This window comes from Bordetella sp. 2513F2 (assembly GCF_054642735.1).
This window is the reverse complement of sequence record NZ_CM137755.1, coordinates 3,004,136-3,017,016: the sequence shown is the minus strand read 5'-3', so window position 1 is coordinate 3,017,016 and position 12,881 is coordinate 3,004,136. Positions and strand designations below refer to the sequence as shown.

Annotated in this window: 10 protein-coding genes; 7 read left to right on the top strand and 3 right to left on the bottom strand. The window is 69.5% G+C overall.

What is annotated here, in order from left to right:
* Positions 1-9: 9 nt before the first annotated feature.
* The 7 genes from ACYBYQ_RS14335 (at position 10) to ACYBYQ_RS14305 (ending at position 7,253) form a co-directional block, all read left to right on the top strand.
* The gene (locus ACYBYQ_RS14335) at positions 10-1,008 is read left to right on the top strand and encodes a type II secretion system F family protein (protein ID WP_459614877.1); all 999 of its coding nucleotides are present in this window, start codon (positions 10-12) and stop codon (positions 1,006-1,008) included.
* A complete protein-coding gene (locus tag ACYBYQ_RS14330; RefSeq protein WP_459614876.1) occupies positions 1,005-1,892 on the top strand; it encodes a tetratricopeptide repeat protein in 888 nt (295 codons plus the stop codon). The genes ACYBYQ_RS14335 and ACYBYQ_RS14330 overlap by 4 nt, the downstream gene beginning before the upstream one ends.
* A gap of 28 nt (positions 1,893-1,920) precedes the next feature.
* The gene (locus tag ACYBYQ_RS14325) at positions 1,921-2,313 is read left to right on the top strand and encodes a DUF3613 domain-containing protein (protein ID WP_459614874.1); all 393 of its coding nucleotides are present in this window, start codon (positions 1,921-1,923) and stop codon (positions 2,311-2,313) included.
* A gap of 12 nt (positions 2,314-2,325) precedes the next feature.
* Complete coding sequence (locus ACYBYQ_RS14320) at positions 2,326-4,506, top strand: pilus assembly protein TadG-related protein (protein ID WP_459614872.1); 2,181 nt, start codon at positions 2,326-2,328, stop codon at positions 4,504-4,506.
* A 31-nt stretch (positions 4,507-4,537) separates the two neighbouring features.
* Positions 4,538-5,965, top strand: coding sequence for a sigma 54-interacting transcriptional regulator (locus ACYBYQ_RS14315; protein WP_459618794.1), 1,428 nt, complete (start codon positions 4,538-4,540; stop codon positions 5,963-5,965).
* Between the two features lie 27 nt (positions 5,966-5,992).
* Positions 5,993-6,736: a DUF2968 domain-containing protein gene (locus ACYBYQ_RS14310; RefSeq protein WP_459614871.1), complete on the top strand. Its 744-nt coding sequence runs from the start codon at positions 5,993-5,995 to the stop codon at positions 6,734-6,736.
* 64 nt (positions 6,737-6,800) lie between these two features.
* On the top strand, positions 6,801-7,253 hold the full coding sequence (locus ACYBYQ_RS14305; protein WP_459614870.1) for a DUF1178 family protein: 453 nt from the start codon (positions 6,801-6,803) through the stop codon (positions 7,251-7,253).
* A gap of 12 nt (positions 7,254-7,265) precedes the next feature.
* Here ACYBYQ_RS14305 and ACYBYQ_RS14300 read toward each other — a convergent pair whose 3' ends face one another.
* From ACYBYQ_RS14300 to ACYBYQ_RS14290, 3 genes are all read right to left on the bottom strand, one after another.
* Positions 7,266-7,868 carry a MarR family winged helix-turn-helix transcriptional regulator gene (locus ACYBYQ_RS14300; RefSeq protein ID WP_459614868.1) on the bottom strand — a complete coding sequence of 201 codons (603 nt, stop codon included), beginning with the start codon at positions 7,866-7,868 and terminating at the stop codon, positions 7,266-7,268.
* A 477-nt stretch (positions 7,869-8,345) separates the two neighbouring features.
* Positions 8,346-11,249, bottom strand: a complete 2,904-nt coding sequence (locus ACYBYQ_RS14295; RefSeq protein WP_459614866.1) for a tetratricopeptide repeat protein — start codon at positions 11,247-11,249, stop codon at positions 8,346-8,348.
* A 128-nt stretch (positions 11,250-11,377) separates the two neighbouring features.
* Positions 11,378-12,640 (bottom strand): Hint domain-containing protein, encoded by a 1,263-nt coding sequence (locus tag ACYBYQ_RS14290; protein WP_459614865.1) that lies wholly within the window; start codon positions 12,638-12,640, stop codon positions 11,378-11,380.
* Positions 12,641-12,881 lie beyond the last annotated feature (241 nt).

Genomic DNA, 12,881 nt, shown 5'->3' with positions numbered 1-12,881 from the left:
GCGGACGCCATGGATGCCATGCTGGAACTGCCCCCCGTGCGCCTGCTGCTGATCGCCTGCCTGTGCGGCGTCATGGCCGCCATGCTGGCGCTGGCCGCCGCCATCGTGGCGCGCGCAATGCGCCAGGGACGCAGCCTCGAAGTCGTGGAAAGAGCGCTGGCGGCGCGCGACGGCCGCCACGCCGACGTCCTGGCCGAGGCGCCCGCGGGCGGGCGGGTGGCGGCCGTGGCGCGCGGCGCCGAACAGGCGGGCGAGCGGCTGGACAGCGGCCGGCTGGGCGGGGTGCTGCTGGCCGGGGAGGACCGCCGGCTGGTGGACATGGCCGGTTTCGACCATGCTTCGCGTGCCCGCGCCTGGTTCGCACTGGCACGCCTGGGGCTGGCCATCGGTCTGCCGCTGCTCGTGTGGCTGGTGCTGCACGGCTGCGCCATCGGCGTGGCGGCCTGGAGCTGGCCGGCGGCGCTGTTCGCGGGCTTTGCGCTGGGCTGGATGCTGCCCAAGTGGGTGCTGCAGCGCCGCGTCGCGCGTCGCAAGGCCCGGGCCGGGGAGGAGCTTCCCCTGCTGCTGGATCTGCTGCGGCTGCTGCAGGGCGTGGGGCTGTCCATCGACCAGAGCCTGCACGTGCTGGTCACCGATTTCCGCAGCGTGATGCCCGTGCTGGGCCAGGAGCTGCGCCTGTCCATCGACCTGTATGCCCGCGGACGCACGCGGGAACAATCCCTCGCGCGGCTGGCGCAGGGCTACGGCAACGATGACCTGGCCGCGGTCTGCCGGCTGATCGTGCAGGTCGACCGGCATGGCGGTGCGGTCCAGGAACCGCTGGCCCGTTTTGCGGAGCGCCTGCGCGAGCGCCGCAGGCTCGAGCTGAAAGCCCGCGTGGCGCGGCTCACGGTCAAGATGACCGGCGTGATGGTGCTGACGCTGTTGCCGGCGCTGCTCATCGTGACCGGCGGCTCCGGATTCATTGCCTTGTTGCGCGGCCTGTCGCGCGTGGGCGGAGGTTCATGATGGTGCTTGTTTCCCGTGGCCGCGCACGCGGCATTGCCGCGGCGGCCCTGGCGGTGCCGCTGCTGCTGGCCGGCTGCCAGGCGAACCGGGCCGAGACGGCCTGGCAGCTGATGCAGCAGCAGGACCGCGAGCAGGCCCTGGCGCGCCAGGAAGAGCAGGCCCGCGCGCCGCAGGGCCAGGCGCGTCCCAAGGTGGCGCTGTCGCTCATACGCCAGGCGCAGTCCGAGGGGCGCTATTTCGCCTCGCTTGCCTATGTGGATGCGTACCGGCAGGCCTACGGCGATACGCCGGAAGTCCAGGTGCTGCGGGCCAATGCCCTGCGCAGGACAGGCCAGGTGCAGGCCAGTGCCGACGCCTACCGGGCGCTGCTGGGCGGACCGCAGGCGGCGTACGCCTTTCATGGGCTGGGCCTGCTGGCCGGCGGGCAGGGCGATTTCGAGCAGGCCGCGGATTATCTGGGCCAGGCCGCACGCCTGCGTCCCACCGATGCACAGATGCTGAACGACCTGGGTTACGCCTTGCTGCGCGGCGGCAGTATCCAGGCCGCGCGCGTGCCGCTCGGGCAGGCCGCCGAACTGGAACCGGGCAACGCCAGGATCCTGGCCAATCTCGCCTTGCTGCTGCTGGCCGAAGGCGATGCGCGCGGCGCGGGCGAAGTCATGGACCGCGCCGATCTGGGCGCCGAAGCGCGCCAGCAGGTGCAGCAGCTGGCGCAGCAGGTACGCATGGCGGCGCGGCCCGGCGGGCCCGGCCGCACTGCGGGCGCGGTGCAGGTCGGCGATGTGCAGGCGCGCACCGTGATGCCGTCGCTGCCCGGGCAGGCGCCGGTGATGGACCGTTTCGGGAACCCGCCCATGCGGCAGAACCAGGACACGAAGGAGTAGCAGGATGCATGCAGGTCTACGGTGTTTCATGATCGCGACGGGGCTGGCGCTGGCCGCGCCCGCAGCCGCGCAGACCCATCCGCGGGTCACCGGCGCAGCCGCGGCTGCGCCTGTTGTCGCGGCGGATGCGCCCGTGGCGCGGCCCGTGGTGCGCGCGGTGCCCGCGCCACAGGACGCGGCGCCGGGTGCGCCGGCCTCCGCAAGCGCATCACCGCCGGCGGTACGCAAGGAGCAGTTCGGCGACCTCACGCGCGGCCTGCTCGGCATGCAGGCGGGCGGGTTGCGCGCCGGCCCCGGCCTGCCCCTGCAGGGGGCGGTGGCGTCCGCCGCCTGGCGTCGCTACATGGACAGCTTCGAACATCCCATTCCGCAATGGTTCGGCGAGCGCGTGCAGTCGCCCTCGTCCGCGTCGGCACGGTAGGGCCTGCCGCCAATGTCCCCGGATTCCGTCCATCGCGCCGCGCACGGCCAGCGGGGTTCCATCCTCGTGCCGGCCGCGCTCGTCATCGTGCTCGCCCTGACGCTGCTGTGGGGCGTGCAGCTGGGCTATGCCTATTACGCCAAGCGCGAGTTGCAGAAGGCCGCCGACCTGTCCGCCCTGACTGCGGGGCAGGTGCTGGGGCGTGGCGACGAGGCCGGATGCGCTGCCGCGATCGCCGCGGCCCGGGCCAACGTGCAGGCCAACCTGGGCGCCGCGGATGACGACGCCTTTTCGTTCAGCGCGCGCTGCTGGCGCTGGGACGGCGCCGACGCCGCGCTGGCGCCGCGCTATGTCCGGGATCCGCAGCCGGAGGAGCGCCGCAACGCGGTGCAGGTGCTGCTCGCGATGCCGTATGCGGCGCTGATCCCCGGAACCGGCGGCGGCACGCTGAGCGCGGAGGCGGTGGCGGTCAGCGAGGGCGATCCCGTGGCCGCGTTCAGCGTGGGCACGCGGCTGGCCGCCGTGCAGCCCGGCGCGCTCGTCAACCTGCTGCGCGGCGTGGGCCTGGACCTGGACGGGACGGCGCTGCTGGGCTACGACGCCGGCCTGGCCGGCGTGAAGATCACGCCGCGCGGCCTGCTGCAGGCGCTGGGCATCGCCGTGCCTGCGGACGTGTCCCTGGGCCAGCTCAATACACTGCTCGCGGCGCGCACGCTCGGGCTGGGCGAGGTGCTGGACGCCGTGGTGTCCCTCGCCGGCCAGGAAAGCCTGCTGGCTGCCAATGTGGGACTGCTGCAGGCGATACGGGCGCGGCTGGGGATCGACGATCTGGCGCTGCGGCTGGGCTCCGACACGGCGGAGCGCGCGACCGGCCTGTTCGCGCTGATCCAGTCCACCGATCCGGCTTCCGCGCTGGGCGTGGAGCTGGATGCGCTGCAGGTGCTGGCCACGGCCATCGGCGTGGCCACCGGCGGGCACGCGATCCAGGCGACCGCAGGCGTGGACCTGGGCCTGCTGCAGGTCACGCCGCGCTTCAGCGTGACGGAGCCGCCCGCCATTGCCATCGGCGGGGTGGGGGCCACGGCCTACACCTCGCAGATCCGCGTACATCTGCCCATTTCGGCGCCGGGCCTGCCGCTGCTGGGCGGCCTGGCCAACCTGCGGGTGGACCTGCCCATCACGGTGGACCTGGTCGATGGCAAGGCCAGCGTCGAGCGCCTGTGCGAGGCGCGCGATGCCTCCGGCCGGGATCTCGCCACGCTGGGCGCGCAGTCGTCCATCCTCAAGCTGTGCATAGGCGGTCCCCCCGCCGGCGCCGATGCCGGCTGGCCTTTCTCGGGCTCGGAGAGCTGCGACCAGGGGCTTGCGCCCAGGCAACTGCTGCGGCTCGACGTGCTGGGCATGAACCTGGCATCGCTGAATACCCGGATCACGACCGACGCCTTGCCCGCCGGCGATGTGGCGGACTTCCATGCGGGACAGTCGCTGCCGATGCCGGCGTCGGCCAACCCGCTCCTGCTGGGCCAGACGGTGAAGCATCTCACCGATGCGTTGCTGGCGTCCCTGCTGGGCGGTGCGATGGAGGACGGCGACAGCCTGAATGGGACCGCCGTGCCGCAGGCGCTCGCTGCGCGGATATGGGCGGACGCCCGGGCGCAGAACGGCTGCGACCCCGCCGGGCATGCCTGCCGCAACGCGCTCTGGACGGCCAGCGTGGCGCAGGTCGAGGACATGGCGCGCGGGCTGCAGGGTTTCGTGGGCGGCTTGTCGCGCGGCACGCTCGACCTCGTGGGCAATCTGCTGACGCTCGACATCCTGGGTGCGTTGAACAATGTGGGCGAGGTGGTGCGCGGCCTGCTCGGAACGGTGGGCGACCTGCTGGGGGTTCTGCTGCCCACCGACCCGTGCACGCCCAGGCTGCTGGGAGCGCCCATGCCGGGAGGATCTGAGGCCGGCTGCATGAACAAGCTGACCAGCCTGCTGCAGGACCGTGCACCCTCGGCGCACCAGTCCAATGCGGTCATCGTGCTCGCCGGAGCGCTGCTGGAGGCGCTCCGGCCGCTGCTCGACGGCATCGGCGAACGGGTGCTCAAGCCTGTGGTGGAGCAGGTGGTGGGGCTGCAGCTGGGGCAGACCGACGTCAATCTGATGTCCCTGGATTGTGACGGGAAAGGAGTACGGCTTGTCTATTGAGCGGCGCGTGGACGAGACTGCGCAGGAAGCCATGGCCTGCGACACCGTGGACGTCTACATCTGGGAAGGGTGTTCGGACATCGCGTTCCGCGCCGAGCGCCTGCTTGCCGGATACGACGCCGCCATCGTGTACGTGGACACGGCTGCCACGGTGCCGCCGCCGCCGCGCGACGTGGCGCGGCCGGCGGTGGCCCTGGTGTCGGTGTCGGTGATGGGCGAGGCGCGCTTCGCCGGCTTCGACTGGCTGGCCAGGCAGGGCATTCCGGTAGTCTGGGTGGCCGCCGAAGAGCGCCCGCAGGATCCGCGCTTCTATGGCCCCACCTATTCGTACACGTTGCCCCTGCATTTCACGGGCGCCGAGTTGCGCCGGTTGCTGTTCCGCCTGGCCGGCATGTCGCAGGCGGCCCGCGCCGAGGATGCGCGCACCGCCGTGGCGATGGTGGCGCAGTCTCCCATGATGCGCGACCTGCTGGACGAAGTGCGGATGTATGCCGATTGCCGGGCCAATGTGCTGGTGCATGGCGAGACCGGCGTGGGCAAGGAGCGCATGGCCCGCCTGCTGCACGACGAGTCGCCTTGGGCGCGTGGGCCTTTCGTCGCCGTGAACTGCGGGGCGGTGCCCGAAGGCCTGTTCGAGGCGCATTTCTTCGGGCATGCCAAGGGCGCCTTCACCGGCGCCGTGGGCGCGCACAAAGGGTATTTCGAACAGGCCAGCGGCGGCACGCTGTTCCTGGACGAGATCGGCGATCTGCCGCTTTACCAGCAGGTCAAGCTGCTGCGCGTCCTGGAGCAGAACACGGTGACGCGGCTGGGTTCCACCGTGGAGGTCCCCGTGTCGTTCCGGCTGGTGGCAGCCACCAACAAGGACCTGCGCGCGCTGGTGGCGCAGGGGACGTTCCGTGCCGATCTGTATTACCGCCTTGCCGTGATCGAGCTGCACGTGCCGAACCTGGAGGCACGAGGCGCGGAGGAGAAGAGCGCGATCTTCTCCGCGCTGCTGGCCCGTCACGATGAGGAGGCAGGGTCCGTGCCGGCCTGGCTCCTGCAGCGCGTGGCCCGCATGCGCTTTCCCGGCAATGTGCGCGAGCTGGCCAATCTGGCCGAGCGGGTGGCCATCCTGCGCCGCCAGTCGGGAAGCTGGGACCGCGACCGTCTGGAGGCCCTGCTGGAGCGCCATCAGCGCGCGTTTCCTGCATCCTCGGCAGAGCCCGCGGCTGCGCCGCTGTCCGGTGCCGAGCGCGCCGAGCGCCTGCGCATACTGGCGGCGCTGGAAGCCAACGGCTGGCGCCGGCAGGACACGGCGCATCAGCTCGGGATCAGCCGGAAAGTGCTTTGGGAAAAGATGCGCAAGCTGCGCATCGGGGAAGGGCAGCCCGATCTGGCCGAGGCCGCCGCCGGTTGCGAGAGCGGCGCCGGAACAGGCGGAACCGACGCGTTTCGCATCGATAAGTTGCTATAGTTGAAATATTGTTTCCAAGAGAGTGACATGAAGATTCATCGAATCGCTTCCTGCTTGCGGCCTGGCCTGTGCATGCGCGCGGCCGGCGTGGTGCTCCTGGCCGCCGGGCTTGCCGCCTGCGCCGGCCTGCCGTCCGCCAAGGCGCCGGATCCGGTGGTCCGGCAGGTGGAGGCCGAGCCCGCGGCGGCCGCCGTGACGCCGCCGCCTGCGCCGGCGGTCCCCGAACCTGCGCGGCCCCTGTCCACCGTGGCGGAGCTGCAGGCGCTCATCAAGAATCGCGAGGTGGCCGAGCTGCGCACCACCTACAACGGCTCGTACGGCGCCAGCCTGCTGTTCAAGGCCGACGATCTCGCGTATTACGTGGCGCTGTTCCAGCAGAGCGACTTCTGGCGCGTGGTGAAGACCCACTCTGCCAAGCAGGCGGAAAGCACCTACCAGGCCTTCGCCGCCCAGTCTGCGGAGCTGGCCGAGGTTGACATTTCCCGCATCCGCCTGCAGGCCGAGTACGCCCACGCCGAGCGCCAGCTGGCCGCGCGTACCGCCCAGCTCAACACCCTGCAGGCCGACCAGAGCCTGCGCGTGCAGCAGGAGCAGCAGGTGGCCGCACGCCAGGCCCAGCTGCGCGAGGAAACCGACGCCCTCGCCGAACAGCGGCAGGACGTGAGCAAGCAGCTGCGCGCGCTGCAGCGGCAGATCGAGGCGCTGGAAGCCGAGCAGGCACGCATCGGCAAGGGGCAGACGGCATCCGGCGGCCGGCGCGCCGCGCGCTAGCCGGGCCCGTGTGCGCCGCGGGAGCCGATCTTGTATTCTTGCGGGTCGCTCCCATATAGCTGCCATGGCTCTGAAAGTATTCGACCTTGAGTGCGACCACGGCCACGTGTTCGAGGGCTGGTTCGGCTCGCACGACGATTATGATTCCCAGCGTGAACGCGGGCTGGTGACCTGTCCTGTGTGCGATTCCCGCCAGATCACCAAGCGCCTGTCGGCGCCGCACCTGAACGTGGCCCACCTGCAGCAGCCGGCGTCGGCGCCGCAGGCCGCCGCGCACGGGCCCGTTTCCATGGCGGCGCTGCAGGCCCGGGTGCTGCAGCACATACGCGAGATCATCCGCCGCACCGAGAACGTGGGCCCGCGCTTTGCCGAGGAAGCCCGCCGCATCCACGAGGGCGAGGTCGACGAACGTCCCATCCGCGGCACTGCCACACCCGAAGAGCGCGCGGCGCTCGCCGAGGAGGGCATCGACGTCCTGGCGCTGCCGGCGTTCCTCGACGACGAGCGGTTGCAGTAGCGCAGCACGGCCCTAGCTGTGCCCATGCTGCGCCGGCCCATGCCGCGATTGCAGCCGGGCCAGTGTCTCGTGGCGGAAGGCGCGGGCACACTGTTCCAGGAACGCATGCACCGTCTGCAGCTGGCGGGCGTCGAACTGGCGGCTGACGAACGCCACTTCCTCGGCCAGCGCCGCGCGGCCGTGCGCAAGTTCCTGGCACTTTTCGGGCACGGCCTGGATCACGATCGCACGCCGGTCCAGGGGGTGCGGCCGGCGCCGGATGAAGCCTGCGGCCTCCAGCCGGTTGAGCAGCGCCGTCGTGCCGCCGGAACTCAGGCACAGCAGCTGGCCCAGCTGCCCGACGGGCAGGCCGTCCAGTTCCTGGATCAGCAGCAGGGCCTTGATTTCCACGAGCGTCAGCCCCAGCCTGGCCGCCAGCGCCGCCTGCCAGACGGACAGATAGGCGGCGAGCTTGTCGCAGACGAGTGCGGCGATGTCCTCGACTGGCGCGGTCTGGTCTTCCGTCTGCTCTTCCGTCTGGACGCTGCCCGATGGCGCGGCGTACCGGCGGGCGGCAGCCGTAGCCGGAATGCCGCCGGATGGTGCAGCAGGCAGGGACGACTTGGCGGGTCGCACGTCGTCCCGTCCCTATGTCGCGCGGGAATGGTTCGGGGTGCGGGGCGGCCGGCGCACAGGAGCGGAAAACGAGAGCGCCAGGGCACCGTTTCGGCCATGGACCATGCAACCGGGAACAGATTCGAGATGCCGCTCCTGTAGGGCACACCTATACACGCGTGTCTCCTGAGGCCGCCGTGGCTGTCGATTCCGCCACGTATGCGGATAGAAAATCCTGCCTGCCCCGCCATCCGGAAAAATATCCCGCATGTGGCCGGCAACTGCAGTACGCACAGATATCTCGAGCCAGAATCAAATCAAATCAAATCGCGTGCAATGCATTCAAAGTCTGCTGGATGCCGAATCATCGGCCATGCGGGTTTTTCCCTATCCATGGCAGGAATCCGATTATTTTTTGAAACTGAACGATATTGACCTGCGTACATTTACGAGCGCTTCTGGATTAATCCCAATAAACGCAAAGATATATAAAGACACTCATGCCACCTTGCGGCAGGGCGGCATGAAAAACGGCTTCATGTCGATCCCCGTGGTATTGGCGGCATTCCAGTATTTGCGGGTTTTCTTGTGCGGCAGCTGTATGTGGATCTGCACCTGCCGGCGCAGCACGTGGTTGGGCCTGATCACCACGCGGTCCCCCGGCTCCGCAGGCCGCGCCGCCGCGAGGTAGCTGGCCACCGCCCGGGAGAGCAGGCCCGGGCCCGTCTTGCTCCAGGTGCTGTCGTTGTCGCGCGAGAGCAGTGCCTCGGCGGCCATCTCGGATGCCCGGACGATGGCGGGATGTCCGGGGCGCGCGGCGATGCAGTTATTGGCCAGGATGCCGAAAGGTTCGCGAAAGCACACCAGCCCGGCGCCGGCGGGCACCAGTTCCGCCAGCGTGCCATAAAGCCGGTCGTCGGCATCGGCATAGATTCCGCCGTGGTGGCGCAGATAGCAAAGCCGCAGGAAATCGGCTTCCTCGGCGATATTGTTGGCCAGCCTGAAGGCCAGTTCATAATCCGGGCCGTAGGTTTCCCGCAAAAACCTGCGCGCCGCCGCGCGATCGAATCGCACATATTCCAAGTCCGGCAGGCGCGACCAGGAGCGCATTATCTCGGCCACGCTCTCCGGCGGGACGCGCAGGTTCCAGTATTGGAAAATCCGCCGCGGAATGGCCGGTGCGCCGTCATGGGCTGCATTCCGGACGTGGTCATCCGCGTTTCCGGCGTGGCGTTCGATGATCTGGCTGGCTGCGCAGATGTAGCGGGCGGCCAGGTAGCCGCTGTGATCGCCGGGCGGAAGCGAGGCGCTTTCTGCGCGGAACAGCGCAAGATCGCCCATCAGCGTCCCATAGAGGGAAAGCGAGAAATGCTCGGACGAGATGCGGTCCTGCACGCCGCGCCGGCGGGCTTCCCGGAGCTGGGCCGCTGCCTCCTCTTCCCGCCCCAGCATCAGCAGCACACGCAGCCGGGTGGCGGCCACGCCATGGTCCAGCCTGGATGCCGCTGCCTTGTCCAGCTCTGCCAGGGCGGCGTGCCATTGTCCGGTCTCGAGCAGGGCGTGGGCGCGGATCCGCGCGAACTGGGCCTGCTTGCGCCGTGACACCGCGACGGGCTCGTCCAGGCCGGCCAGCGCCAGGTCTGGGCGGCCGGCCTCCATCAGGAGCGTGGCCTGGTTCAGCCGGATTTCGGCATTGTCCGGCCAGCGGCGCCGGCAGAACTGCAGGTAGCGCAGCCCCAGGGCGTAGCGGCCGGCGAACTTCAGCAGGCGGACGAGATTGAGCGCCTCGCCCGGAGCGCGATTGCGGCGCCGGTCGCGGCGCAGCCGCTCCAGGGCAGCCTCGGGCCCGTCCAGGTGCAGGGCGAAGTCCGCGGCCAGCGTGGCCTGCTGGGCGGCCGGGATATGGCGGAGCAAACGGGAGATCACGCAATCGGCCTGGTGGGGACCGACCGAATCCATGGCCTTGCGAAACAGCGTACGGGCTACCTGCACACTGCGCGGCCCCTCATCCAGCAGCCGGGCCAGCGCCTGGCGTGCCGCCTCGGCGCGGCCGAACCGTTCCGCCAGATTGAAGAGCGCCAGATTGTGCTGCCCGGCAAGCCGGCCGGACATGCTGCCCAGGAAGTCGATGGCTGCCTCGCGTACGGCGGCGAGTTCGGGCGCCGTCGCCTGCTCTATCGTCTTCAGCAGCAGGGCGACTTCCGCGGTGCTAGGCGCAGGCTGGCTGCGCGCCTCCTCCAGCAGGGCGGGAAGCGGCGAAGGTGCCTCGCTTGCGGCCGCGGCGCTGGCGAGATCGAGCCGCGCCAGCCGGGCCTGGGCATGGGCGGGGTCGCGCGCCAGCAGGCGGTCCAGCACGGCCCGGGCTGCCCGGGTCTTGCCATGCTCGTGGTACATCCGGGCGGCGGCCAGCAGCACGTCGGCCTGATCGGGCCAGCGGCGGCGCAGGTCGCGCAGGACGCGCAGCGCCTGCCGCGTGCTGCCGAGCTCCTGCAGCAGCTCGAACAGGTACAGATTCAGGCCGAGGTTGTCGGGCCATTGGGCCAGGGCGGCCTCCAGGCGCGCCAGCGCCTGGCGCGGCTCGCCGGCAGCGGCCTCCAGCCTGGCAGCCAGAATGCGGAAGTCGGGGTTGCGGGGATGCGCCGCGATGGCCTGCTCCGCCCGGGCCCGGGCCGTCGCGACATGGCCTTGCCGCGACGCGGCGTGGATCCCTATGCGCAGCACCCCAGGGTGGTTGCTGCCGGACTGCACGGCTGCGCTGGCCAGGGCCTCGGCGCCGTCCAGGTCGCCGGCGGCCAGGGCCTGCCTGGCCTGTTCGAGCTGCAGCAGCACGCGCGCCTGCCGATGTTCGGGGTGGCGCGCCAGCAGGCGCTCCAACAGGGCGTCGGCCGCGCGCGTCCGGCCGCGGGTCCGGTACAGCTGGGAGGCGGCGAGCAATACCTCCGCATGGTCGGGCCAGTTGCGGCGCAGTCCGCCCAGCACGCGCAGCGCCGGCCCCCTGCGCCCGAGATCCTTCAGCAACTGGAGCAGTTGCAGCCGCAGGCCCACGTGGTCCGGCCAGGCGGCAACAGCCTGCTCCAGGCGGGCCAGCGCTGCATGCGGTTCGCCGGCGGCGATCTGGAGCCGGGCGGCCAGAAGATTGAATTCGGGATTGCGCGGATGTGCCGCAATGGTCTTTTCCGCCCGTTCGCGCGCCACGGCGATCTTGTCCTGGCGCCACGCCGACTGGATCCATATGCGCATCAGGCCGGGGTGGGTACTGCCCGACAGCACCGCCGCGTCCGTCAATGCCTCGGCCAGCTGCGGCTCGCCGGCGGCCATGGCCTGCACCGCCTGATCGAGGATCTGTTTTGCGCTGCCTGCCCCGGGTGTGCCGGGGAGGCGCTGCACGGTTCCATCCGCCATGGACTGCCCCTTCGAGATCAGGCCCGGGGCTGGGCATTGCCGTATTCAAAGGCGAAAGAAAGCCCGCTGGAGCGGGCGCAATGCCCGTTCCAGATCCATACCCCGAACCGTGGTTGTGCTACCGCTGCTCAGGCAGCCTTGGCTTCGAGCGCCGCATAGGCGGGCGCATCCTGGATGCCGAGGCGCCGGCGCAGCGCAAACGGCAGCAGGCGGCGGGCCGAGATGCGGACGCGCGGCATTTCCGCGATCCGCGTTTCGGCGCCGTAGAGCGCGACATATTCGTCGTAGTTATTGAATGCCTTGCGCTCGATGTAGTCGATGTAGGTCTCGGCCTCGGTGCCGTTGGCCAGGATCACCTCGTGGTTCTCGGTCTCGACGTGATAGTAGGTCACGGTATCGGGCAGCTCCTTCCACGATACGAAGTCGATCGAGCTGCCGTTCACCAGGGCGCCCGCATTGATCACGAGGCCGTCGATGATCAGGCCGTGGCTGGCTGTGAGGACCAGGTCGCGGCTGGGCTTGCCGGCTCCGAGCGCGCCTGCGCTGACGCGCACCGGCTGCAGCTTGACTGCGGAATAGAGGTTGCGGACGGTCTGGCGGCCGACCCATTTCACCGGGACGTGCTTGCCCTCGGCCGTGGTCACCAGGTCGCCGATCTTCAAGGTCTCGACGGCCACCTCGCCGGCGGGCGTGGCGATCAGGGTTCCGGCAGCGAAGCAGATCACCTCGCCCGGCGTGGTGAAGCTGCCGCCCGCGAGATATGCGTCCGGATCCGAGAAGAACAGGTCTGCGTCTTCCTGCGACATCTCGATCGAGGCCGTCACCGCGCCGCCCAGCAGGGGATTGCCCTGCACCAGGTGCAGCGCGCCGTCGTAGTAGGCGCTTTCGGGATCGGCCGGATCGAAGATGGTGCCGCCCTGGGTGGCAAGGTTCCATTCGCCGTCCAGGATGATCTGGTCGCCGGCCTGCATGCCGCTGAAATTGAAGTTGTAGCTGTCGAGCAGGCTGAGGTCGGGCTTGTCGAAGGTGAAAGTGCCCGGCTCCTCGCCCGAGAACGTGACGTTGTAGCTGCTCAGGCCGTTCAGGGCGCTGACGCTGGAGGCGTCGAGCGTCATCTGGCTGGCGCCGACGATGTTGAAATTGACCTCGCTCAGGGCGCTGACGTTCAGCAGGCCCTGGTTGACGGTAAGCGCACCGCCGTTCTGCACGGTGAAGGTCGACGAAGAGCCGGCTTCGATCCCTGCGATGGACTGGGTTTCGACGCTCACCCCGTCGACGATCAGCTCCGAATTGCCGAGCCCCGTGATATTGAGGAAATCGCCATCATCCGCGGTGTCCTCGTTGATGATGACCGTCTGGGTACCGCCGAGATCTACATCGATAAGCGCCATATCTCTCACCTTGATGGTTGGTCGAGAATTGAAGGTACTGTTACATTCGTGGGTCGCACCTCGTCATGGCACAGTTCCGTGATGCCGCACGCGGCCTCAAGCCCATAAGGTTCTTAAGACATCTCGACATATTCGGAAATCTGTGCGGTTCATTAAAGCGTGGCAGCTTTCGGCAAGCTGAAAAATGTTGTAGCGGTTTGCTCGCTGTGTAGGGCATTCCGTCACTTTCTTTCAGACTTCG

Excerpts from the sequence above, each read along its gene's own strand:
- ACYBYQ_RS14335 (WP_459614877.1), top strand. The coding sequence starts at position 10 with ATGGATGCCATGCTGGAACTGCCCCCCGTGCGCCTGCTGCTGATCGCC.
- ACYBYQ_RS14330 (WP_459614876.1), top strand. The coding sequence starts at position 1,005 with ATGATGGTGCTTGTTTCCCGTGGCCGCGCACGCGGCATTGCCGCGGCG.
- ACYBYQ_RS14325 (WP_459614874.1), top strand. The coding sequence starts at position 1,921 with ATGATCGCGACGGGGCTGGCGCTGGCCGCGCCCGCAGCCGCGCAGACC.
- ACYBYQ_RS14320 (WP_459614872.1), top strand. The coding sequence starts at position 2,326 with ATGTCCCCGGATTCCGTCCATCGCGCCGCGCACGGCCAGCGGGGTTCC.
- ACYBYQ_RS14315 (WP_459618794.1), top strand. The coding sequence starts at position 4,538 with ATGGCCTGCGACACCGTGGACGTCTACATCTGGGAAGGGTGTTCGGAC.
- ACYBYQ_RS14310 (WP_459614871.1), top strand. The coding sequence starts at position 5,993 with ATGAAGATTCATCGAATCGCTTCCTGCTTGCGGCCTGGCCTGTGCATG.
- ACYBYQ_RS14305 (WP_459614870.1), top strand. The coding sequence starts at position 6,801 with ATGGCTCTGAAAGTATTCGACCTTGAGTGCGACCACGGCCACGTGTTC.
- ACYBYQ_RS14295 (WP_459614866.1), bottom strand. The coding sequence starts at position 11,249 with ATGGCGGATGGAACCGTGCAGCGCCTCCCCGGCACACCCGGGGCAGGC.
- ACYBYQ_RS14290 (WP_459614865.1), bottom strand. The coding sequence starts at position 12,640 with ATGGCGCTTATCGATGTAGATCTCGGCGGTACCCAGACGGTCATCATC.